The sequence below is a fragment of the Sulfidibacter corallicola genome (assembly GCF_017498545.1).
In the GTDB taxonomy this organism is placed as follows: domain Bacteria; phylum Acidobacteriota; class Holophagae; order Acanthopleuribacterales; family Acanthopleuribacteraceae; genus Sulfidibacter; species Sulfidibacter corallicola.
Map to the genome: position 1 here is coordinate 5,525,753 of NZ_CP071793.1, position 24,292 is coordinate 5,550,044.

Consider the following 24,292-nt stretch of genomic DNA (forward strand, 5'->3'; position numbering starts at 1 on the left):
TTTGCGTTGCAGCGAATGGTTTCTTTCTGCGGTTTTCCCGGATCATTGCTTCGATGTGGCGCGGCCTTGCTCCTCGCCGGCCGGGACGTGTTGACGGTCTTCTTCCGCTTCGGCTTTCGGGAGCTTTTCACCCCTGGCCAGGAAGGCGCCCTTGGGTGATTTGGGCAGCGATATGTGGAACTCGGTGAAACTGCCCGGCTCGCTGACGACCTCGATCTCGCCCTGGTGCTCCTGGGTGACCACGTCGTAACTGATCGAGAGCCCCAGTCCCGAGTTGCCCTCGCCGGTGGGCTTGGTCGTGAAGAACGGCGTGAAGATCTTTTCCCGCACTTCCGGCGGGATGCCCTTGCCGTTGTCGCGCACGACAATTTTCACCCAGCCTTCTTCGTCGCGAGTGGTCACCTTCAGGACCGGTTTGTATCCGTGGTCGTCCATCATTTTCTCCGCCATGGCGTCCATGGCGTTGTTGGCCAGGTTGAGGAAGACGCGGCCGATGTCTTGGGGCACCACATCCACCTGGGGCAGGTTCGCGTCGAAATCGTGCACGATCTGCACGGGGATTCGTTTGCCGGTGGCGCGCATGCCGTGGTAGGCGAGGTTGGTGGATTCCTCCACCAGCTTGTTGATGTCCGACAGTTGAGAGGTGGCCTTGCCGCCCTTGGACAGCATCATCATGCTCTGCACGATCTTGTTGGCGCGGGTGCCGTGGTCGTGGATGATCGAGGTGTTGCGTTTCAGGTCCGTCATCAGCTCCTGGTAATCTTCTCGCTGCGCGTCGGTCAACTGGTCCCGAACGCCGGCCAGCGCTTCCGCCAACTCTTCCATCAGCTCCAGGTTGACCTCGGCGAAGTTGTTGACGAAATTCAGCGGGTTCTTGATCTCGTGGGCGATGCCCGCGGTCAGGGTGCCCAACGAGGCCATTTTTTCCTGGACCAGCATCTTCTTTTGGGTTTGGACCAGTTCGCGGTTCTTGTCCTGGAGCTCCCGGGTCCGCTCCGCCACCGTGGCCTCCAAGGCCTGCCTGTCGTGCTGCAGGGTGGCGTAGCGCCGAGCGTTCTCGATGGAAACCGCGATCTGTGCCGAGAGCAACTGCAGCACTTCCAGGCGGGCCGCCGTGAAGGCACCGGTGGCGAGGTTGTTTTCCAGGTAGAGGATGCCCGTGATCTTGCCTTGATGAAGCAGCGGCGCACACAGGACCGATTTGATCGAACCGTTGAGTACATAGGGATCCTTGGTGAAGGAACCCTCGCAGGAGGCATCGTGCAACACCAGGCTGCGGCGGGTCCGAGAGACGAAACCCACCATTGCGCGGCATAGGTTCTTGGATTGGTCCAGGGGAACCGAATGGAGCACGTCGACCTGGTCCCGATCCACGTGGCCCTCGGCCTCGATGCGCCAGAACCCGTCCCTTTCCATGAGCAACACGCCCTTTTCGGCGCCGGCGTTTTCGATCGCGATGACCAACAACTTCTCCAGCAGGCTGCCCAGCTCGATCTCGCCCGAGATGGTTTGGGAGGCCTTGATCACCGAGGCCAGGTCGAGCATTTCCACGTCTTCCTCGACGGTGGCGGTGACGGAGGCGGTGACCGCGCCGGTCAGGGTGTTGCGCACCACGTCGTAGGATTTGGCGATGGTGCCGGGGTAGAGCGTTTCGAGGTGTTTGACCTTGGCGAGGGCGCCCCAGTGTTCGTAGGCGAAGAGCGCGTCGCGGACGTACCCGCGGCCCAGCTTCTCCCGGCCTTTTTCCATGTACAGGCGGGCGGCCAGCTCCTGGGCCAGGGCCTCCTCCTGGTGGTATTCGGCCGCCGCGGCCAGAGTGATGGCGCGGTCGTAGAGTTCCATGGCCTGGTACTCGTTGCCCAGCACCCGACTGCGCTCGGCTTCCACCAGAATGACCTTGTGGCGGTAGTTCATCGGGGCGTGGGCTTTCCACTTGCGCATGACGCGAAGCCGCTCGTCCACGTGTTTGATGAGCTTGCGTTGTTGTGACTGGGGCCGCGACGGGTAGACCGCCAGCGACGTCAACATGTCGTAGAAGTCGAACAGGGGGTGGTGATAGAAACCGATGACCCCGTCGCTGAAGTCCCGTGCCGCTTCCGCATGTGTTTCCGCGTCCTCGTACCGGCGGAACAGGTAGCAGAGCACCAGTTTGCACAGGTGGTAGCAGAACAGGGCGTGTTTGTCGTCGGCAGCGGTGTGGATCGGCACCTCGGCGTCTTCGGCATAGCGGTCGCCCTTCAGGAGCCACGGCTCCTCCCGCTTCTGCATCAGGTTCACGACCGTTTGGTGGAATACCCGGTTGTAGCCCAACGTGGTTTCCTGTTTCAACTTGGCGATGCCCTCGCCGTAACGCGCCAGTTCCAGGTCCAGGCTGGGCAGGTGGGCGCCGGTGAAGAATCCGTAGGCCGACCGCAGGTAGATCGCGTGGGACGCGTACTCCAGGTCGCCGGATTCCATCACCGCGGTAAAGGCCTCGCGCAGCGGTTCCAGCATTTCGCGAACGTGTTCCTTCCAGTGGCGGATGAACCCGAAGGTGACGAAATAGGTGCGCGATTTCGCCGATTTCGCGTCGAGCCGCTCCAGCAGGTGCAGGCCCAGGTTCCCGAAGCGGTAGCCCGTATCCACGTCGCCCACCACGCCACACAGGACCAGGCCGTAACACGCGAAGCCGAACGGCGAGATCGCGTTGTTGCCGTAGCGGATCGAGAGCGCGACCACCTTGAAGACCAACAGCGGGAACAGTTGCGGCGCGGCGCGGTAGGTGGCGGAAAAGAGGCTGTTCATGATGCGCATCGCCGCTACCTTGTGGGGGTCGGTCATGCGCGGGAGATCGGCCAGATCCTCGATGTTCTTGCCCAAAAGCGTCATGCGAATGCCCAGCAACCCGGCCAACAGGTGGCGGCGACCGGAGCGTTCCGGCAATTCGACGCCCAATTCGCGCAGCACCGGGCGGGCGGTGTCGATGGCTTCCAGCATCTTGTTGCGGACCACCATCGCGTCAATCTGCACCGAAATGACCACGGCCTTGTCCAGCAGGGTCTTGGCGCGATCGATGACTTCCGCCGCCAATTGGTCCATGTCCTCGAAGCGCGTGGCCTGAAACGCCGCCTCCACCGCTTCCTCGTGCAGCTTCAGCATCAGCTCGTAGTGGTGCGACCAAGCTTCCTCCCCGATCAGCGAGATGCCGGTCATCAGGTAGTTGTAGGCCGGTTCGTAGGCCGCCGACCGCTTGGCCTTGCTACCCGCGTGCAGGTTGAACTTGGCCAGTTCCAGGGCCTCTCCGGGCGGGTTCGTCGTGTCGATGCCGGCGTTGAGATGGTTGAGAATGTCGAAAAAGCGATCTTCGCGCTCGTGAATCGGCAGGCGGTCGTACAGGAGCCGGCCGATCTTGCGGTGCAGCCGCGGTTTCTCGCGATCGGCGATCATCGCGTAGGCCGCGTGACGCACCCGATCGTGTTGGAAGCGGTAGTTCACCGCCAGCGGCTGCTCCTCCACCAGAAATTTGTAACTGCTGCTGACCGGGACGATCAATTCCTGACGCAATCCTTCCCACAGCAGGCGCGACGTGGCGATTTCGGTTTCCTCGCGCACGATCGAGAGCAGTTTGAGCGAGAACCGGCTGCCGATGCAGGCGGCGAGTTTCAGGACCTCCTGTGTCTGTTGGGACAGCTTGCGGATTTTCGAGATCATCAAATCGATGACGTTGTCGGTCATGTCGCGTTCGGCGATCGAAACCACGTCCCAGCACCACTCCCGCGCCATGCGATCGAAATGGATCCGCCCCTCTTTGAACAGCGAGTTCAGGAAATGGTTCAAAAAGAAGGGGTTGCCCAGGGTTTTCTTCATGCAGAGCTCGGTTAGGGGGAGACACCGCTCAACCGGGCAGTGCAGCGTGTCCGCCAACAGTCGGTTCACGTGCAGCGGATCCAGGGGTCGGAGCATGATGTGGTCCACCGCGACGCCCGATTCCTCGATGTGGTTCAGGGTGAGGATGAGCGGATCGGTGGGGCTGGTCTCGTGATCGCGGTAGGCGCCGATCACCATCAGGTGCCGGCTCTCGGCCTGGATCATGGTGTATTCGAGCAGTTTGAGGCTGGCCATGTCGGCCCATTGCAAATCGTCGAGGAACAGAACCAGGGGATGCGAGGGTGCGGTGAAGGATTTGATGAAATTCTGGAAAACCAGGTTGAAGCGGTTCTGTGATTCCCGAGCGGGTAGGGACGACACCGCCGGCGGCGGGCCGAGAATCAGTTCGAGATCGGGAATGACGTCGACGATCACCTGGGCCTGGTCGCCGAGGTTCTGCTGAAGGCGATCGCGCCAGCGACCGATCGAAGCCTCGCTTTCGGACAGGATCTGCTGGACCAACTGGGTGAATGCCGAGAACAGGGACGCGTAGGGGACGTTGCGTTTGAATTGGTCGAACTTTCCGGAAATGAAATAGCCGCGTTTGTGGACCACCGGCTTGTGAATTTCGCGGACCAGGGTCGATTTGCCGATGCCCGCGTAGCCCGAAATCAGCACCAGGCGGCTGTCCCCGCCGGAAACGGCCTCGAAGGCGGCCATCAGGCGCTCGATCTCGCTTTCCCGACCGTACAGTTTGGCGGGGATCCGGAGCTGATCGGAAAAATCGAACTGACCGATGGCGAGCGCCTGGGCGCCGGGTCGGTCGTCTTCCAGTTGCCTGGCGCACATTTCGAGATCGAGTCTGAGGCCGTGGTTGCTCTGGTAGCGATCCTCGGGATTCTTGGCCAACAGCTTGTCGATGATCGCGGCCAGGGATTCGGGAATGCAGGGCGAAAACTGCAGGGCGCTGGGCGGCTTTCTGGCGATGTGACAGTGCACCATTTCGATCGCGTCGTCGGTCTCGAACACGAGCCGGCCCGTCAACAGCTCGAAGAAGGTGGCGCCCAGGGCGTAGTAGTCGGTGCGGAAATCGACGGCGCGGTTCATGCGGCCGGTTTGTTCCGGTGAGAGGTAGGCCAGGGTACCTTCGAGCTGGGTGGGGCCGCCCAGTTCCGTCTCTTCCTGGGCCAACTGGGAGGAAATTCCGAAATCGATGATCTTCAGGACGCCGTTGTGTGGGTTGTAGACCAGGTTGGTCGGGTTGATGTCCTTGTGAACGATGCCGCCCTTGTGGATGGCGTCCAACCCTTCGACGATCGCCTTGGCGATGGGGAAGAACGCGGCCACGTCCAACTTGCCCCCGGCCAGGAAATGCTGCAGGGCGATCCCGCCGAAATCTTCCAGAACCAGGGTCATCCCATCCGGCGTGTGGTGCAGTTCGTGGGATTCGATGATGCGAGGATGGTCCAGGTTCGCCAGGATGTCGTGTTCGCGACTGAGCCGGCCCAGGTCGCGAACCGAGGGGGTCTCGACGCGCAGCGTCTTCAACATGACGGGCATCTCGTCCGACACCCGTTGAGCCTTGTACACGATGGTTTTATCGCCTTCGTGGATGGGCTCGAATATGCGATATCCCGGAATCGAAAACATGTGTGGCGGCTCCGCGATGGCGGCTCGAATGGACCCGTTGAGTCGGAACCCCGCGACGACTCACGAACGCTGCCACATGCAAATTCGAGAAAAATCGCAAAAAGGTGTCACGAACTTCAAATGGGGTCAATTGATCAAGTGGAGAAAACCTAGTCCTTCATTGTGCCATAAAGTACCTGTGGCAAGCCAACAATGGCGGGTTCGATACCGCGACGTTCGGCGGCGGTGGCGTCTCGTGGGGGGTCGCGAAAGGCGGGCGAGGCCGCGAAAACGCAAAAAAACGGGCCCGATCGAACGGTCGAAACCAAGCCCCTAAAAATTCCCCAAGAAAACGGCCATATCACCGATAAGTAGAGCAACCTCTCTTTCTGGCGAGGGTTCCCTGTCGGGTTGTCGTGGTCGGCGAGGGTTCGCCGCAAATCGGGATGGGGGTCTGAAACGCCGGATTCGAGAGCAAAATCATTGTCGGATGGCATTTGTTGGTCAATACCCGAATCGGTCTTCGGTGGTGCGTGCTTCGAAAGAATGTCCTGGTCCTCGTCGTGGGGGGATGGTTCCTGATCGGGTTGCCCCTGTTCGGTCTCGATCCGGATCGGGTCATCTCCCAATACATTCACGAGGTGTGGCAGGACGATCGAGGCTTGCCCCAGAATACCGTCAACGTGATGATTCAGGACCGCGTCGGCTACCTGTGGCTGGGGACCCAGGAGGGCTTGGCTCGGTTCGACGGTCTCCGGTTCGCGAATATTTCTCGCAAATCCTTGGAAACGTTTCCGATCAAGGAAATCAACGCGCTTTACGAGGCCAGCGACGGCACGCTTTGGATGGCGGGTCCGGGCCAGAACCTGGTAAGCCTGAAAAATCGCGAGGTGGGCTCGTATTCGTTGGGCAGCCAAACGCGCAACACCTTCATCAACGCCCTCTGCGAGGACGATCGCGGCTGGATTTGGATGGGGACGAACCGAGGTCTGTTGCGTCTCAACCCCGGCGACGGCAGTCTGGTGCCCTTCCCTCCCGATTACCCGCTCGCCGACGTGCCGGTCAAATGCCTGGTGCGCGACCGAAAAGGCAAGATCTGGATCGGTTCGTACCGCGGCCTGTTCACCTACGAGGGCGGCACGCTCGAGCCCTTTCCACTGGAGTTGCGACGCGACGACGTGCCGATTTCGGCGCTCGCGTTCGGCGAAGGCGATTCGCTGTGGATCGGAACCGAGGGCTGGGGCCTGCACCTGCTGGCCGATGGCAAAATTACGAAGGGCTACACTCGCGCCGAAGGACTGCAGAGCAACCAGATCTCCGCGTTGGTCTTCGATCGCGACAAGAACCTCTGGGTCGGTACCAATCGCGGGGTCAATCGGCTCAATCAATGGGGGATCTCGGTTTTCTCGCTCGAACAGGGGCTCAGCTTCCCTTCCGTCTTGTCGCTGTTGGAGGATCGCGAAGGAAACCTGTGGATCGGCACCCTCGGCGGCGGCGTGAACCAATTGCGCAACGGCAAGTTCCTGTCGATCACCCAAACCGAGGGGCTGCCGGGTAACGAGACCATTTGCGTCGCCGAGGATCCCGATGGCCGGATGTGGGTGGGCACCGCCGGGTTCGGCGTCTCCGTCATCGACGAGAACGGCGTGACCACCGATCGCCGCGCCGATGGGTTGCCCAGCAACTTCGTGCTCTCGCTGCTCAGTGGCCCGGACGGTGTGATGTGGGCCGGTACCGACGGCGGCCTGGCCGAATTCGAGAACGGCACCTGGCGGCAACCCGCCTGGGCCGAGCAGTTGGAGGGCAGCTTCATTCGCGCGTTGCATCGCGATCGGCTCGGCGCCCTCTGGATCGGCTCCCAATCCGGCCTGGAGGTTTACGACGGTTCACGCGTGACCAATTTTCGCCATCACAGCCAGTTTTCCATCAGTACCGTGCGGGCCATCGCCGAAGATCGCGAGGGTCGCATCTGGGTCGGTTCGCGCAACGGGCTCTTCCTGTTCGTGGACGGCAAACCCGTTGTGGAGTACGGGCCCGAATCGGGCCTGGACGACACCTTCATTCTCAGCCTCTTTTTCGATCACGAAGGTGTCCTGTGGGTCGGTTCCAACAGCGAGGGCCTGTTCCGCATGAAGGACGACCGATTCATTCGGATCGACGAACCGGAAGGGCTGTTCAACAGCAGTGTCTTTCACATCCAGGAGGATGAGTTCCATCGTTTCTGGATGACCTGCAACCTCGGCCTCTACACGGTGCCGCGCGACCAATTGATCGACTTCACCGAGGGCCGCCTCGATCGGATCCATTGCACGGCTTTCGACGAAGCGGACGGCATGCCCAGCCGCGAGTGCATCGGGGTCGGCAATACCTGCGGTATCCGCGCCCAATCCGGCGACATTTGGATTCCCACCATCAAGGGTTTGATTCGTATCGATCCGAAGCAGACAGCGCAGTGGTTCCGACCCGCGCCGGTGGTCGTCGAGAGTCTGTTCGCGGATGAGCGACGCTTCGATCTGAGCGGTGGCGAGGTTCAGTTACCACCGGGCAGCGACAAACTGCGGTTGACCTTCACCAGCCTGCGCTTCGAGGTCTCCGAACGCATTCGCTTCCGCTACCGGCTGGAGGGTTACGACAGCGACTGGACCCACGTGCGCGATCTGCGCACGGCCTACTACAACAACCTGTCACCCGGGAGCTACTCCTTCCAGGTTCAGGCGGATCGCGGCGACGGCGTGTTCATGGAGCCGGGCGCTTCCTTGTCCTTCTACCTTCGACCCCACTTCTACCAGACGGCCTGGTTCTACGGGCTGATGATCTTGCTGGCGGGGCTGGTCGTGTTCGGGGCCTACCGCTTCAAGGTGCGCCGTTTCCAGGTGATGCAGGCCCATTTGGAGGCGTTGGTAAAGGAGCGGACCCTGGCCCTGACGGCCTCGAACCAGGCCCTGGCGGAAAGCTCTACCAAGCTCCAGGCGGCCAATCGCAAGTTGCGCCAACTGACCGTGACCGATCCCCTGACCGGCTTGAAGAATCGCCGCTACCTGAAAGAGATCATGGTCGCCGAAACGTCCCGATTCGCGAAACGCACCTCTCCCGAGGGCGAGCGGCGTGGTCAGGTGGCGGCCGAATACCCCACCTTGATCTTCATCATGATCGATTTGGATCATTTCAAATCGTTCAACGATCGCTTCGGGCACAATGCGGGCGACATGATCCTCTCCAGGGTGGGCGAACTGCTCCGTGAGACCTGCCGCGACACCGATATCGTGTTCCGCTGGGGCGGCGAGGAATTTCTGTTGCTGTTCCGCGACGCCGAGGAGGATTCGGCCGCCAAGCTGGCCGAGCGCATCCGCACCTTGATTTCTTCCACGGCCATCGACCTCGACAACGGCCAGCAGGTCCACATCACGACCTCGCTCGGCTTCGCCCTCTTTCCGTTTCTCTCCGAGGCGCCGACGGCCTTCACCTGGGAGGAGGTCATCAATCTGGCCGATCACGCGCTTTACGCCGCCAAGTACAGTGGGCGCAACGCCTGGGTCGGGCTGAGACCTGGAAGCCGGGACCTCGATCGCTGGGAATTCAGCCAGATTGTGGCACAATTGCCTACGCTCACCCGCGACGGCACACTCCTGGCGGATTCTTCCTTCACCGATCGTCGCGAACTGGTTTGGAAGATGAGCAACTGAAGCGTGTGCGGGCGTAGAAGACCCGTTCCGGAGCGGAGGCGGAGTCGTGACCGAGACCCTGGATACCCTGATCGTCGGCGCCGGTTGTGTGGGCGCCGCCGTGGCCTACGCGCTGCGGGATCGCGGCGATGCGGTGTTCGTGGTGGACGCCGAGGCCGGGCCGGGTCGGGGCATGACGAGCCGCAACAGCGGCGTGATCCACGCCGGCATCTACTACCCCGCCGACAGTCTGAAGACTCGGCTCTGCCGGCGCGGGAACCGCATGCTCTACGCCTTTGCCGAGCGGTTCGAGGTCCCGGTCGCGCGCACCGGAAAGTACGTCGTGGCCCAGGACGAGGAGGGCATCGCCTGTCTGGAGACGTTGAAACGCGAAAACGCGGAGGTGCCCCTCGCGTGGGCTCCGCGCATCCCCGATGGGATTCGGGCGCGTCGGGCACTGTTTTCCCCGACGACCGGCATCGTCGATCCCCACGTCTTCGTCGAGCGCCTGTTGACGATTTCCTCGGCGGAGGTGCTGTACCACCAGCGCGTGACCTCACTCCGGCCGGAGGGCGACGGGGTGGCGGTGACCATCGACGGCGAACGCTACCTGGCTCGGCGGGTGTTCAATTGCGCGGGCTTGGATGCCGCGGGTTTGACCCGCGACGTTCGCCACCATTTCGCACGCGGCGCCTATTTTCAAATCGCGATTCCCGCCGATTTGCAAGTCCCCGCGTTGGTCTATCCCGCGGTGCCCAAGAAGTCGCCGAGTCTCGGCATTCACCTGACCCGGAACATCCATGGCGAGGCCTACCTGGGACCGGACATCGAGTGGATCGAATCGCCGTCGTTCGCGCTGGATCCCGGGCGCGGGCCCGCTTTTTTCGAGGCCGCCCGACAGTACCTGCCCTGGCTGGAGCCCGATCACCTGCAGCCCGGTTACACCGGGATTCGGGCCAAGCTTTCGCGCGAACGGTTTTCCGATTTCACCTTCGTGCGCGAGGGGCGTCTGGGCCAGTTGGTCCATTGCCTGGGCATCGAGTCGCCGGGACTGACGTCCTCCCTGGCCATCGGCGAATATTTGGCGGAACGTGTGGATGCGGGTGTTTGACGCGTCGACTCAAACGTTTGGATGGTCGTGGGCGCAGCATTGTCAACCATGGGCGATCGTTGAACGGGATCCGAACAATGTTGAAATCCCCGGAATCGCGATGGCACGGATGGCGGGCTGGGCATGAATCGTGGTCAACCGGATGCTGGGATGCTCCGCGTTTGCGTCCAGTCGGATGCTTGGTTGGTTGTGGTGATCGGTAAACCGAATGCAGGGATGCTCACCGTCCGCGGCCAAACGGATGCTTGGTCGGTTGTTGTTCGCGGCCAATCCTGGAGGGATGGCCAGAATCCGAGTTGGGTGGTGGTTGTTGGCGATTGACCAAATGCTGGTTTGGTCTGTGCGGTCGGTAAACCGAATGCAGAGATGCTCACCGTCCGCGGCCAATCCTGGAGGGATGGCCAACCGTATGTTTGGACCATCATAAAATTAAAACGCGGACCGCAGGTCCGCCACCAGCGGGCGTCCTGAAGGGACGACACAGTACAGCGAAGGCGGTCCGGCGATCCGGTTAAGGAGGCAGCGCCGACGCAACCCTGGTTCTCCGGGGTGCCCGAATCCCAGCCCTGGAGGGGCGGGACTATGAAGGTCCCCTCCGGAGTCACCGTCACCTTCGGAGAGGCCCTTGCGGAGTACCCGTCACCTTCGGAAAACCCTCCGCGGAGCCGCCCCTACAGGGCTGGATGCGGGAACCCCAGGCAACCAGGGTTACGGCGCCGTTCCGGCACCTCACCCTTCGCTGTAATGTGTGACCCTTTCAGGGTCCCTGCTGGTGGCGGGCCTTTGGCCCGCGTTTTAAATAAGTTGTGGTCCAGGGATTCCGTTGGCCATCCCTCCAGGATTGGCCGCGAACGGTGCACATCCAAGCATCCGGTTGATCGTGGACAATGTTCATCACCGGAACAACGGACCGCCTTCGCGGTATTGTGTGACCCTTTCAGGGTCCCTGCTGGTGGCGGGCCTTTGGCCCGCGTTTTAAATAAGTTGTGGTCCAGGGATTCCGTTGGCCATCCCTCCAGGATTGGCCGCGAACGGTGCACATCCAAGCATCCGGTTGATCGTGGACAATGTTCATCACCGGAACAACGGACCGCCTTCGCGGTATTGTGTGACCCTTACAGGGTCCCTGCCGGTGGCGCACCGGGGGTGCGCGTTCTAAACAAGTTGTGGTCCAAGGTGACGTCCGGTCGCGCCTCCAGCGCGACCCGGGCCCATCCCGGCCTCGCGCCTTGTCAAAAGGGGCAGGGCGCGTAGAAGGTCATCTTCCGGCCGTCGTGGGGATGGCTGAACGACAGCATCTCCGCGTGGAGCAACAGGCGCGGCGCCATGCGCATAACCTCCGGTGGTGCGTACAGCCGATCGCCGAGGATCGGATGGCCGATTTCCCTCAGGTGCACGCGGAGCTGGTGCGAGCGACCGGTGATCGGGGTCAATTGCACCCAGGTCCGGTCCGGCTCGCGGTGAATGACGCGCCAAAACGTCTGGGCCTGCTTTCCGTTCTCGTGATCCACCATTTGCCGGGGACGGTTGGGCCAGTCGCAGACGAGCGGCAGGTTCACCTCGCCCTGCTCCGTCTCCATCATGCCGGCACAAATGGCCACATAGGTCTTTAGGACCTCGCGATCGTGAAATTGGCGACTCAACTCGCGATGGCTGTCCGCGTCCAGCGCCATGACCGTGACACCCGAAGTCTCACAGTCCAGGCGGTGGACCGTGCGCGCCTCCGGTTCGAGTTGCTGGGCGCGACTGGCCAGGGAATCTTTGTTTTCCGGGAGGCGGCCCGGCACCGACAAAAGGCCCGAGGGTTTGTCGAGGATCAGAATGTGATCGTCTTTGTAGAGAATTGGAAGTGCTTCGGCACTTCCCGTTCCATCTGATGCCAATTCACTCATGGTGTCCTCATCGTCGGGTCGATGGCCGCCCGGATCCGGCGCCGTGGCCGTGCTCGCCGAGCTTCCCGATCCGTCGTCTACCGCGAGCGGGGGATGAAGGTCGGGGGTGCCTCGTTTTCCGTTCATTCGAGCAGGTTGGTCCAGTCGAAGAGGCGTTTCTTGATCTCGGTCAGTTGCGCCTCTTTGCCTTTCACGAGCAGAATCTGCGTCGACTTGGAGCCCTTGGGGGTCTGAAACTTGATGAACCCCTGCTGCTGGTAGTAGGTCAGGGCGTTGCCGAAGGTCACGTGGTTGATGGACTCGTCCAGCCGAACGGTGCCGACGGCGTAGAGCAGTCGGCCCTTGCCGGTGCAGATCTTGAGGAACTGCTTGCGGTCGACCGCGATCTCCGGGTCCTGTTCGGACAGGACTTCCGCCGCGATGAAGTACGATTCGAAGAAGTTCAGCAGCAAATGGCCGTTGATGTGGACCAGGTCGTTGCCGAAACGCTGGTCGCCGGGCACGATCAGCCCATCCACCTGCTTGACGCCGCCGAGGACTTCGAGCGCTTTCTGGGCGTGCTCCATGTTGTCGGCGGTGGGGTAGTCGTCGCGAATGAGGAACTCGTGTTGAAGGGTCCCATAGACCCGGCGGGCGAAGGCCAGCAGGTTTTCCGGAGTGCGCTCGTCGGGTTCCAGACACTCGAACGCCGTACAGAACAGGGTGAGATCCAGAATGAAGTGCAGGCCGTTGTTTTTGTAGTACTCCATTTCGGCCCGCTTCTCGCGGGGAATGTTGACCACCGTTTCGCCACCCACTTCGACCTGAACCAGCGTCTCCCACTGCTCGAAGGTCTGGAGTGCGTTGTCCAGGGCCATGTCCAGTCGCGGTTCGGGGAAGGCCAGGTCGACACCGCGATTTTTCAAATAGCGCACCGAGACGCCGAACAACGCTTTCAGATCGCTCAGGCGCATGCCGCGGCGTGGGTTGCCGAGCAAGAGTCCGGCGATGATGTTGCCGGCGGTCAGCGTGACCGAGTCGTTGACCCGGTTGAGCACCTTGTAGGACAGGTCGTTCACGAACGGAATGCGCGTCTTGAAACCCAAGTCGTCCTTGGAGAGGCCCTGTTCTTCCGCATATTCGTTGAGGTAGATCGGTTCGTCGAAGCGCAGCCGGATCCAGCCGTGCTTGCGTTTGAGTACCTTGCGCGAACGAATCACGGAGCCGAGACTCTCCTGCTTCTTCTCGGCGCCGCTGTTTTCGCGAATGAAGGATTGGCCTTCGAAGACCTTGCCATAATCGATGGTGACCGGGACCAACGGTAGGTCGTCCACGATTCCCTGGCGCCAGGCGTCGATGACCATGTTCATCATGCCGGTCTTCGGCTGCAGCAGTTTGCCCGTACGGGATCGGCCGCCCTCCATGAAGAACACCAGGACGTGGCGCTCGCGCAGGATGTGGCGCAAATAGGCGTCGAACACCAGCGGAAAGATCACTTCGCCCTTGAAACTGCGGCGAATGAAAAAGGCACCGGCGCGGCGCAGGATCGGGCCGAGCGGCCATTTGGAGAGGTTTTCACCGGCTGCGAACCTGGGGTAGTTCAGGCCTTCCTTTTCGAAGAGATAGGCGAAGACCAGGTAGTCCACGTGGCTGCGGTGGCAGGGCAGAAACAGGACCGGCCCGTTTTTCGTCATTTCGCGCACGCGCTGAAGGTCTTCCTGGTGCACGTCGATGCCCTCGATGGTCTTGGTCCATACGAAGCCGAAGAAAATGCGCAGCAGGTTGATCGTGCGTTCGCTGGTGTCGGAGGCGATGTGGCGCAGGTTCTTTTCCGCTTCCTTGCGCACGCTCTCCAGCGAGCGTCCGGTGCGTTCGGCGACCGCTTCCAGCTCGTTGTTGAGCCGTCGCTCGCGCAGGATCTTGCGCACCTTGCGTTCCACCGACCGCTTGGTGGGGCCGCGGTAGGCGGCGTCTTCGTTGTTGAGGTGGAGCAGCAGGATGCGCCGCAGCCGCTTGTCGATTTGGGCTTCGGAGACCTGGGCGTTCTTTTCCAGTTCGGCATTGAGATCGACGTGGCGGGAGAAGATGGTGCCGCCCTTCTTGCAATTGATGAGCAGTTGCCACAGGCGGCGGATCCGGCCCGGAATGTCGTAGGTCCCAAAAAAGATTTCCCAGAAATTGCGGACGGTGCCCCGCTTGCGGCGCCGTGTGAGAAAGACCGAGGTGGGCACCAGGTAGGTGTTGCGGGTTTGCTTGGTCAAATTGCGCCAGATACGCCCGAAGGTGCCGTGGTAGTAGTACACCTTTTTCGACCAGGCGAATCGTCCGCCGCGTTTCAGGAAGATGAAGGCGTTCTCGCCGCGGTCCACCGCCTGAAGGGCGCGTTCCAACTCGATGTTGCGGCGCTGTTCGAAGTTGACGAAGAGTTGCTCGCGGTAGATGGCCAAGGCCTCGGTGAACGGCAATACCCAGAAGGGGCTGAAGCCGTGGGTGTATCGCACGGTGCGCAGCCCGTTGCGTTTCAAATACTCGTTGACGATCATGAAGTTGATGAACGAAACCACGTGCCCGACCAGCAACAACTGGCCCTCGTCCTGAAGCCGGCGAAGCTCATCCACGTCGGCGGTCAGCGGACGCACGCGCGAGGTCCAGGGTCTCAGAATGAATGAAAAAATCTTGTAGATGATGCCGAAATCGCCACCCGAAGGCCGGTCCTCCGGCTCGAGTGGCAGGGGGGCCGGCTCGCGGGACGGCTCCGACCCTGCGCGATGCTCCGCCAAGGTTTCGGAGCGATCGGCCAGTTCATTCTCTGAACCAAGTGTTGGTGTAGTCATGCGTTCTTTTCCTCTCCTACTGCCATAGGGCGTTCGATCGTCCTCGATACGTGTGTCCGTTGCGGTGTTTTTCGGCGGAGCTCACGGGGAATCGGTTTCTTTCGGCACGCGAACCAGCAGGGCGACCGCATCGGCGGCCATTCCCTGTTTGGTGCCGACGAAACCGAGCCCTTCCGTGGTGGTGGCCTTGATGTTGACCCGCTCCGGCTCCACGCCGAGGATGCCGGCCAGGCAGGCCCGCATCTCCGCGATGTAGGGTGCCAGTTTCGGGACTTGGGCTTGGATGGTGATGTCGACGTTGGCGACGGCATATCCGGCACCCCGCAGGTCGGCCCAGACCTTCTCCAGCAGCAGCGTCGAGCGGATATTGGCGAAGCCGGGGTCGTCGTCGGGAAACCAGTGGCCGATGTCGCCGCGCCCGGCGGCACCGAGCATCGCGTCGATCAGCGCATGGATGGCCACGTCCGCGTCGCTGTGGCCCAACAATCCCGGGCCTCCCGGAATCAGGATGCCGCCCAGGTAGAGCGGGCGATCGGGGTCGAAGCGGTGCACGTCGTAGCCGTGACCGATGCGGAACGGCATCTGCGGCCCCCGGTCCGGGGAAGGCGCGGGGCGGGCGTCTTTTTGGGAAGCCTGTTCGATCAAGGTGAGATCCTCCGGATTGGTGATTTTTCGGTTTGCGTGACTCGAAGGGAACACCTTCACGGGAATGTTCGCCATTTCGACCAACCGAGCCTCGTCCGTGGGCGGGCTGTCGGGATGCCGATCGAAATGCCGGTACGCCGTTCGCAGGATGCCGGCGCGGAAGATCTGTGGCGTTTGTGCGTGATGGACGAAGCGGCGATCCAGTGTTTCGCGAATCCGGCCGTCCCCGTCGACGCGCTTCATGGTGTCCACGGCAGCGCAGGCATAGATCAGCGCGCCGCATTCGGCGGTCTGCCGCCAGGCCGCTTCCAGGCTTTGCGGATCGAGAAACGGCCTGGCCGCATCGTGGATCAACACCAGATCCGCGTCGTCGAGCCCGTGGTCGCGGTCGATGGCCTGGAAGGCCCGTCGTACCGAATCGAAGCGCGTAGCCCCTCCGAGGAGAATCGCGGCCCGGCCCGCCAGCTTTTCTTCGAACAGGTCGCGAAAGCCCTCGGGAACCGGCACGTAGACCGGCAGGTCACCGAACAGCGCGCAGGTGTGCTCCAGGAGGGTGCCCGACCTGAACGGCAGCAATTGTTTGGGGTAGGGCAGGCCCATGCGTGACCCGATCCCTCCGGCCGGGACGATGACGAAGCGACGAACCATGGAAACAAAACCTCAGTGTGAAACAGTCATTCAGGGGGTCGACACATGTCGGTCGACCGAGGCCCCTTGAAACGAAAGGCGTCGTTGCCGCGCAAGGGGACCGTGGGGAGCCGGAAACCGGATGAACATCGATCATGAATCTATGGGAACCCGTGGATAAAGGAACCATCATGGACGGGGAACGAGCCCGCCGCAAGAGAAAAGGTGAACCTACCACCAATCGAAGGAGGGAGGGTCGCGATCGGGCATGGCCAACCGCCGTTTGAAATCGTTATGTATTTGTTGTGATAACTTTTCTATATTTTCGAACTTCCGCTCTTCCCGCAAGTACGAACCGAGGCACAGCAACAGGTCCACGCCGTACAGGTCGCCATCGAAGTCGAACAAATGGGTTTCCACCCGTGCGCCGTGACCGTCCACGGTCGGGCTCGTTCCCACGTTGGTGATCGCCCGATACCAAGACCCTTTGGCCTTGGCCCAACTGGCGTAGACGCCGAATCGGGGGAGCAGCTCGTTGGTGACCTTCAGATTGGCGGTCGGTGCCCCGATGGTTCGGCCCAGCCGGCGACCTTCCTGCACCGTGCCCTCCAGAAAATAGGGGCGGGCCAGCAATTCGGCCGCTTCCACCATGGCACCTTCGCGAACCAACTGGCGGATACGCGAGGAGGAAACCGGTTGGTCTTCGTGGCAATAGGCCTGGATTTCCGTGAAGTCGAATCGAAACGGGGCCGACAGCTCGCGGAGTGTATCGACGTTGCCCTCGCGTCGGTGGCCGAAGCGGAAGTTGAAACCGACCAGCAGGTGACGGAAATCGACCTGCTGCTTGAGGTTCTTGACGAATTCGTGGGGCGAGAGTCGTGAGAAGGCCCTGTCGAATTGCTTGATGATGTAGTAGTCCACCCCGAAATGGGCCAGCAGTTTTTCCTTTTGACTCGGGGTTTGCAGTAGGGGCGGTGCCTTGGCCGGCGCCAGGACCCTGAGCGGGTGGGGGTGAAAGCTGAGCACGGCCGTGGCGATGCCCGCTTTTTCGGCGATGGACCTGGCTTGACGGATGATGGACTGATGGCCCAGATGCACGCCGTCGTAGTTGCCGATCATGAGGCAGACCGGTTGCCTGAGTTGGGAATCGTCGGATATCACGCGCATTACCAGTACCACAAGCCGAGATGAAGCAGACTCGTCGCATAGAAGCCCGCCATGACGTCGTCGAGCACGATGCCGAAACCTCCGGGTAGGCGCTCCAGCCGGTTGACCGGCCAGGGTTTCCAAATGTCGAACAGGCGGAACAGCAGGAATCCCGCGATCAGGACCTTCCAGTCGTAGGGCTGTGGAATGAACAGGAAGGTGGCGAGCATGCCCGCCAATTCGTCCACCACCACCAGCGAAGGGTCCTTGGTGTCCAGCGCTTCCGCCAGCCAGTTGGCGCTGTAGCAGGCGAGTGCCGTGACCGCGAAGAGGAGCAGGACCTGGGCCCATCCGTAGGCCGGGTAAAACAGCCATATCAGCAGCAACGCGGCGGCGGAACCCACGGTTCCGGGCGCGATGGGGCTCAAACCGACCCCGCAGACCGTGGCCACGTTGTAGTTGATGAAGTGGAGAATCGGATGCTGGGGCGGCGGTGTCCGATTGTCCGATGGATTGCCCGCCGGAGACGGCGGCGATGGGGAAGGCATGTATCAACTCCCGGCAGGTTCACGCGGATGCCCGCTGGTCGGACGAACGGGAGCTATTGTAACCCGAACTGGGGTGAGGCGATCAAACTCGAGAACCCCAATCGCGGTAACTCGGCATCTTCTCGAGCGGAGATCGTCGGGACGCTCGATGCCGTGGTCGGCCATGGCGATGAGGATCCAGAAACCAAAAAAGACCAGGAACTTAGCCTGGTCTTTTTTGATGTATGCTAGTGATTTGGTGAGTGGCGAGCTTTAGCTGAAAACCTCTTCGGCTTCCTCTACGCCCGCGTTCTCTTCATCTTCTGCAGTTTTGACGGGCTTGCGGGTAATCGCCTCATCCAATACGCCTTGCAGGAATTCATCTGTCTGATCGGCAGGTATTTCCTTGACGATTTCGATCTCGTCGATCAAGCGCTTGCGGATTTGGTCGTACATGCGCTTCTCTTCGAAGGTAGCTTTGGCTTTCTTGATGAGGTGATGGATTGTTACCACGACGCTGCCCATGTCGCTGAAGCTGCCGGATTGACGCATCAGTTCGAACCGGCTTTTGCGGTTTTTGTGATGGAGTTTGGAAATCTTGAAGTCGGGAGTCCAACTATCGACACAGTCCTGGAGTTCAGACTGAGAAACCAGGCGACGCACGCCTACTCGTTCCACGTTATCCGTCGGGATGCTGATTTTGGTCTTGCCGTCGCAAGAAACGAGATCGTAGAAGTGAAGCTGGCGACCAGCAATGGTTTTGTCACATTCTTTCTCGATGACGAAGACACCGCCCTTCGGATAAAATACATGGTCTCCTGTTTTATACATATCACGTCCCTTACTAACAAAGTGCCCCCATCATACCTCAAAAACGGCTCTTCTTCAAGATGAGGGGGAATCCGGATTCCAAAAGAGGATCTTTGACGAGTGATTCATTTTACCCGTGTTTCAAAATATCCCTGAGTTTCAAAATCTATAAAACCAGGAAAATACGATAGATTTTCACAGGCTCTTCGGGATTTTCAGCGGCGATGAACGGTCACTTCGCCGCGGCCTGAGATGCCCCCTCGACCCCCGCTTGGCGGAGGATGAGGGGGGTGAAAAAGTGTCCTCGAGGCGGTCCGGCGGCGTTACTGGTTCGCCAGCATGACGGTGACTTTGCGCTCGTCGCGGGACACCATGATCAGGTCCTTGCCGTTGGCGTTGTCCAAGTTGGCGTAAGTCGCGAAAGAGATATCGCCATCGCCTCCGAAGGTCTGATCCACGGAGGTGTCCGTCGGTCCGCTGTAGACCGCGACCGTATTCGACGCGGTTTGCGAGAAGAGAACCGAGCGCGCGTTGGTCGTGCCCAGTACGACGAATTCGGGCTTCCCGTAAAAGGCACCCTTGTAGTCGGTGGTCGTGCCGGCCAGAAAGTCGCCGTCGGACTCGCTCTGGTAGACGCGCAGTTCCGTTTCGGGATCGTTGCCGTGATCGGCGTCGAAGATGCAGATGTCGTCGGTGCCGTCGCCGTTGAAGTCGACGATGAACATCGTGTGGTTGGCCGATTCGCGATCGAAGTCGTCGTCCACCTCGCTGCGCGACCCGAATTCGAAATCGTCGTCGCCCAGCGCCACCTCGACGCCGTTGGCCCCGAAGACGATCAGGTCGGGGTCGTTGTCGTTGTTGGCCCAGGCCAGCGACGCGATTTCCCCGTTGTTGAAATTGATGGATCGGGCTTGGCTGAAGGCGCCCTCGCCGTCGTGCTCGTAAATGTAGCCGGTGTTGCCGTCGTCGATGAACATCAAGGCCTTCAGGTATCCGTCGTCGCTCACGAACGACACCGTGCCCGGCTCGGGATCGCGGTTGAAGGGCGAGCGACGGTCGTTGAATCCGTCGCCGTCGTCGCTTTCATAGTAATAGAGCGTCCCGCCGGCCAGAACGAAGAGATCGTCGTAGTCCTCGTTGTCCCGCGCCCGAATCAACCAGGCTTCGGAAATCTCGGAACCCACCTGGATGCGTTGCGGATCGGTGGCGAGGGTGCCGTCGGTACCGCTTTCGTAGATCCAGACTTCGTCGTCGATGACCAGCACCAGGTCTTCGCGCGAGCTGCTGTTGATGTAGCCGCTCAATACGTCGTCCGGCGTCTGGGAAACGGAGATGACCGTTTCCTTTTTGAAGAGTCCGCTGCCGGCGGCTTCCGTGGACTGATCCGTTTCGCGATCGGTGGTGCTGTAGTTGCTGCCGCGATCGCGGGCCCGCACACCGATCGTGAATTCCTTGTTCGCTTCCAACCCGATCAAGGCGTAGCTGAGGGCGCCTTCGCCGGTGAGGTGGGTCGGATCGGCATCGTAGTTGATGTCCTGGTCCTTGTCGACGACCCAAATGCCGTAACTCAATTCGTGTGAATCCAAAATGTCGTCGGAACCGGCGGACCAGGAGACCGCGATCTGGCTCTCGCTGACCTTGACGGCGGTGATGCTGCTGGTAAACGTGGGCGGGTCTCCAACTTCCAATCGCTCACAGGCTACCAGCGTAAGTGCCAGCGCCAATATACCCGCTACTTTTGCCATATCGATAACTCCTTCGGTGGTTGCATGTCGGCGTCGACCGGTCGACGTTAGAACGCATCATGGCCCAGAATCGACGAAGTTTCCTTAAAGATTCCGATAAATTCCAGGTAAAACCTCGCTCGATCGGTCGCCCGAGAACCCGTTCGTCGCGCAGCCTCGGTCGCCACGAGCTCGCGCTCGCGCCTGTCGTCACGGGGCCCGTATCGGTGTCCGCCCGCGCTGGTGGCGATAACGGTCGCGAATGTGCCCCGGCGACCCGCTTCGTATCTGGTTCCGCGGCCTCGATCCTGCCCTGGCGACGGCTCAGGGTTGCGCCACCACCTGGTTTCGCCCCTGCTTCTTGGCGCGGTACAGAAACTCGTCGGCGCGGCGAAAGAGGTCGTTGGCGTTTTCGGTGGGATCGTGCTGGGCGAGTCCCGCCGACAAGGTGGTGAAGAAGCGGACGTCCTTGATGTGGTAGGGATTTTTCCCCACGAAGTCGTGGACCCGTTGCGCGACCACCAGCGCCTGCTGCTTGGTACAACCCGAGAAGATGATGGCGAATTCGTCGCCGCCCAGCCGGTAGGTCAGGTCGATGCCCCGCAGGGATTTGGAAAGCAGATTGGCGAAATTGATCAGCACGTCGTCACCGATCTGGTGCCCCCACTCGTCGTTGATCTCCTTGAAGTGATCGATATCCAACAGCAACAGGCAAAGCGGCGCCTGGAAACGCGCCGATCGTTCGACCGCTTCCTTGAGGTGGCGATCGAAAACGCGGCGATTGAACAGGCCGGTCAGCGGATCCTTGTCCGCTTCCCGCTTGGTGTGCTCCAGTTGGTTTTCCAGTTGTTCGATGTGCTTCTGGCAGAACGAGAGTTCCACCGCCAGGCGGCTCAGGCCATCGTGGAAATCCTGGTTGCTGGAGACGATCTGGTTGCCCGCATCCAAAAACACCTGTGACAGCGCCCGCAGGTTGTTGATGGTCTTGGCCTGGCGGATCTTGGCGATGGCGTCCTTCATGTCGCCGTCCAGGTTCTGGGAGGATTTGACGCCCGATTCCAGCAGGTCCAGGGCCTGGTCCAAGATTGCGTTGATCTGCTCCTTGGTCTTCTTGTCGGTGTCGTTGGTCGTCTCTTCCTGGGCGGTCGGGGTCAAATGCTCGTCGCGTGTCTTGATGAAGGCGTTGAACTTCGATTCGAAGATCTTGTTGCTGGAAAAGCGCCCCACGTCGTGAATGAAGATACGCAGCGGTTGCAACAGGCTCTCGATCTCCTTGAGCTGGTCGAGGGTCAACGCTTCGAGCATGATTTCGATGATTTCGATGTACCTTTTTTCAACCGATGAGGTCATGCGTCACCTGCCCGTCGATTTAAGACTATTTTTTTGCCTGGGACTCTCGATTTGGTTACCGCAGCTTAAATTGTCGTATCGGTAAATAATTCATTTTATGAACACTGTTGAGGTGGCAGAAAGTGTTTTTTGGCGCTTTGTCATTTCGAAATTCGTTTGCCGGGTTCCTTTAGACGACGTTGGCGGGGAAAGGTCGTGATTTCTGCGGCGACCACGGCGCGCGACGGGATACGCTTCGCTCGGGATCGACGGGTTTCAGGGCGTGCACCGGGCGACTTCGACGCGGGTCCGGGTCGGTGAACGGGTGCCGAGGATCGGAAGCGATGACGAGACGACCGACCCTGTATAGGTGGATATCGGCTCAATGGCGATGCTGGCTTGAATTGCTCGAAAACCGGTCCTAGACTGGACATCTAGGGGCTTTTCCCATATGATTAACCGCTTGAATTTGGGAGTCGCTATGGATGAATTCCAAGAAATCATCAATTACCAGTTCCGGAACAAGGATTTATTACTCCAAGCACTGACGCACAGTTCTTACGGTTACGAGAAATCGGTCCCACACAACGAGCGGTTGGAATTTTTGGGGGATTCGATTTTGGGGTATGTGGTCTCCCGCAATCTGTTTCTCCAATTTCGCGATGAAAACGAGGGCACGCTCTCGAAGCTCAAGTCGGTTCTGGTTTCCTCCAAGACCCTGGCGCGCAAGGCCAAGCAGATCGGATTGGGAAAGGTTCTGCGATTGGGCAAGGGCGAACGCAAAGCCGGCGGCTCCGCCAAGACATCCATTTTGGCCGATGCGGTCGAGGCCCTGATCGGCGCGGTGTCCTTGGACGGCGGATTGGAAAAGGCCGACGAATTCATTCACTTTCTTTTAGGTGACGATATAGCCAATGCCACCCTGGAAATCAAAAACTCGGTGGATTTCAAGACCTTGCTTCAGGAAAAACTCCAAGAACAAGGACTGGGCCTGCCCCGCTATATTTTGGAAAGCGAAGAAGGACCGGCGCACAACCGGATCTTTCGCGTGCGGGCGGAAGTAGGCGATTACCAAGGGCCCTCGGGCAACGGTTCCTCCAAAAAGAATGCCCAACAGGAGAGCGCCCGGCTTTTTCTGGACGACGAGCGCTTTTGGAAGGAATATCTCGCGAAATCCGAGACGGTTCAAGCAAAATAGGAGCGAGTTTTGGAAGAGCGCCTTCAGAAAATTATCGCCCGCGCGGGGATCACTTCGCGGCGGGATGCCGAACGCTTGATCACGGAGGGAAGTGTCAGCGTCAACGGCAACATCATCACCGAGCTGGGTGCCAAGGCCGATTTGTCGAAGGACCACATCAAGGTCAACGGCAAGCTGCTCCAGCCGGAAACCGGCGAAAATGTCTATATTCTCTTGAACAAACCGCGTGGGGTGGTTTCCACGGTTCACGATCCCGAGGGCCGCACCGTCGTGACGGACCTGGTCAAGGGCCAGAAGGTTCGCCTATACCCGGTGGGCCGCCTCGACGTCAACACCGAAGGTGCCCTGTTGCTGACCAACGACGGCGACTTGACCCATCAACTGCTGGCCCCTCGCTCGAAATGTCCCAAGACCTACGTGGTCAAGGTGAGCGGATCGCCCTCGACCAAGGTGCTGGAACGCCTGCAGCGCGGCATCACGGTGGAGGGGACCCGTTTCAGTTCTTGCGAGTTGGAAGTGCTCAAACCCGGTAACAACACTTGGGTCAAGGTCGTGCTCCACGAAGGCAAGAACCTGCAAATCCGCAAGATGTTCGAAGCGGTCGGCCATCCGGTTTCCAAGCTCAAGCGCATCGCCTTCGCCTTTCTCACCACCCAGGGGCTGTCGCACGGCGAGTGGCGCGAGTTGAGCGAGGTCGAGATTTCGCGGCTCAAACGGGGCCAGTTCAATTCGCTGATTCCGATCAATCCGTTTCGTTTCCTGCGCGAGTACGGGGTGACCGTCCAGAAACCGCGCGGGCGTGCCCGCACGGCCAAGTGGACCGAGAGCCGCGGTAAGCCGGGCGAGCGCGGGCGCCCGACCGGCACGCGGGAGGGCAAGGCGCAGGATGGTCAGGCCAAACGCCCGGAAAAAACCGCGAAGGAGACCGCGGAACGATCCTCGGAAGGCTCACCCAAGTCCAGCAACCGGAAGAAGTTGACTGATCGAAGCACTTGGCGCAAAGGCCAGGGCGGATCCGGACCGGGTGGGAAATTGCGCGGTTCCGGCAATTCGCGTGGGCGAAGTGGTCGCCCCGGTACGGGCGCTCGCGAGGAATCCGGCTACAAGAGTCGCGATCGGGCCAGGAAACCCGAGGGTGAAGGGAGCGCCAAGGGCAAAACCGGCGCCAAGCCGCAGCGTTTTTCCAGCGATCGCCCCAAGGGAGCGCCCTCCAAGAATGCCCGTTACCAGGGGTTCCGCAAGGGACGCGGCAAGTTCGGCGGGTCCGGTGGTCGAGGCCGCGGCCGCTGATCTCCAACCCCTCGGGGTTCACGAATAAATGAGAGGAGTCCGG

General features: G+C 60.6%; 13 protein-coding genes. 4 read left to right on the forward strand and 9 right to left on the reverse strand.

Going from position 1 to position 24,292, the window contains the following annotated elements; genetic code table 11:
- Window positions 1-42: 42 nt before the first annotated feature.
- Window positions 43-5,496: a trifunctional serine/threonine-protein kinase/ATP-binding protein/sensor histidine kinase gene (locus J3U87_RS16725; protein ID WP_237384197.1), complete on the reverse strand. Its 5,454-nt coding sequence runs from the start codon at window positions 5,494-5,496 to the stop codon at window positions 43-45.
- A gap of 512 nt (window positions 5,497-6,008) precedes the next feature.
- Here J3U87_RS16725 and J3U87_RS16730 point away from each other — a divergent pair.
- Window positions 6,009-9,158, forward strand: coding sequence for a ligand-binding sensor domain-containing diguanylate cyclase (locus J3U87_RS16730; protein ID WP_237384198.1), 3,150 nt, complete (start codon window positions 6,009-6,011; stop codon window positions 9,156-9,158).
- Window positions 9,159-9,204: 46 nt separating this feature from the next.
- A complete protein-coding gene (locus J3U87_RS16735) occupies window positions 9,205-10,248 on the forward strand; it encodes an NAD(P)/FAD-dependent oxidoreductase (protein ID WP_237384199.1) in 1,044 nt (347 codons plus the stop codon).
- Window positions 10,249-11,480: 1,232 nt separating this feature from the next.
- Here J3U87_RS16735 and J3U87_RS16740 read toward each other — a convergent pair.
- The 8 genes from J3U87_RS16740 to J3U87_RS16775 form a co-directional block, all read right to left on the reverse strand.
- Entirely contained in the window at window positions 11,481-12,140 is a 660-nt protein-coding gene (locus tag J3U87_RS16740) for an RluA family pseudouridine synthase (RefSeq protein WP_237384508.1), read from the reverse strand.
- A gap of 122 nt (window positions 12,141-12,262) precedes the next feature.
- Window positions 12,263-14,953, reverse strand: a complete 2,691-nt coding sequence (locus J3U87_RS16745) for a 1-acyl-sn-glycerol-3-phosphate acyltransferase (protein WP_237384200.1) — start codon at window positions 14,951-14,953, stop codon at window positions 12,263-12,265.
- A gap of 81 nt (window positions 14,954-15,034) precedes the next feature.
- Entirely contained in the window at window positions 15,035-16,246 is a 1,212-nt protein-coding gene (gene ispF / locus J3U87_RS16750) for a 2-C-methyl-D-erythritol 2,4-cyclodiphosphate synthase (protein WP_237384201.1), read from the reverse strand.
- 210 nt (window positions 16,247-16,456) lie between these two features.
- The gene (locus tag J3U87_RS16755; protein WP_237384202.1) at window positions 16,457-17,392 is read right to left on the reverse strand and encodes a bifunctional riboflavin kinase/FAD synthetase; all 936 of its coding nucleotides are present in this window, start codon (window positions 17,390-17,392) and stop codon (window positions 16,457-16,459) included.
- Window positions 17,392-17,919, reverse strand: a complete 528-nt coding sequence (locus J3U87_RS16760; RefSeq protein WP_237384203.1) for a phosphatidylglycerophosphatase A family protein — start codon at window positions 17,917-17,919, stop codon at window positions 17,392-17,394. Before J3U87_RS16760 ends, J3U87_RS16755 begins: the two co-directional genes overlap by 1 nt.
- A gap of 252 nt (window positions 17,920-18,171) precedes the next feature.
- Window positions 18,172-18,729 carry a CarD family transcriptional regulator gene (locus tag J3U87_RS16765; protein WP_237384204.1) on the reverse strand — a complete coding sequence of 186 codons (558 nt, stop codon included), beginning with the start codon at window positions 18,727-18,729 and terminating at the stop codon, window positions 18,172-18,174.
- A 302-nt stretch (window positions 18,730-19,031) separates the two neighbouring features.
- A complete protein-coding gene (locus J3U87_RS16770) occupies window positions 19,032-20,453 on the reverse strand; it encodes an FG-GAP-like repeat-containing protein (protein ID WP_237384205.1) in 1,422 nt (473 codons plus the stop codon).
- Window positions 20,454-20,756: 303 nt separating this feature from the next.
- Window positions 20,757-21,782: a GGDEF domain-containing protein gene (locus J3U87_RS16775; protein ID WP_237384206.1), complete on the reverse strand. Its 1,026-nt coding sequence runs from the start codon at window positions 21,780-21,782 to the stop codon at window positions 20,757-20,759.
- Between the two features lie 460 nt (window positions 21,783-22,242).
- Here J3U87_RS16775 and rnc point away from each other — a divergent pair, with 460 nt between their 5' ends.
- Window positions 22,243-22,959 carry a ribonuclease III gene (rnc, locus tag J3U87_RS16780; RefSeq protein WP_237384207.1) on the forward strand — a complete coding sequence of 239 codons (717 nt, stop codon included), beginning with the start codon at window positions 22,243-22,245 and terminating at the stop codon, window positions 22,957-22,959.
- Between the two features lie 9 nt (window positions 22,960-22,968).
- Window positions 22,969-24,249 carry a pseudouridine synthase gene (locus J3U87_RS16785; protein ID WP_237384208.1) on the forward strand — a complete coding sequence of 427 codons (1,281 nt, stop codon included), beginning with the start codon at window positions 22,969-22,971 and terminating at the stop codon, window positions 24,247-24,249.
- The last annotated feature ends 43 nt before the right edge of the window (window positions 24,250-24,292 follow it).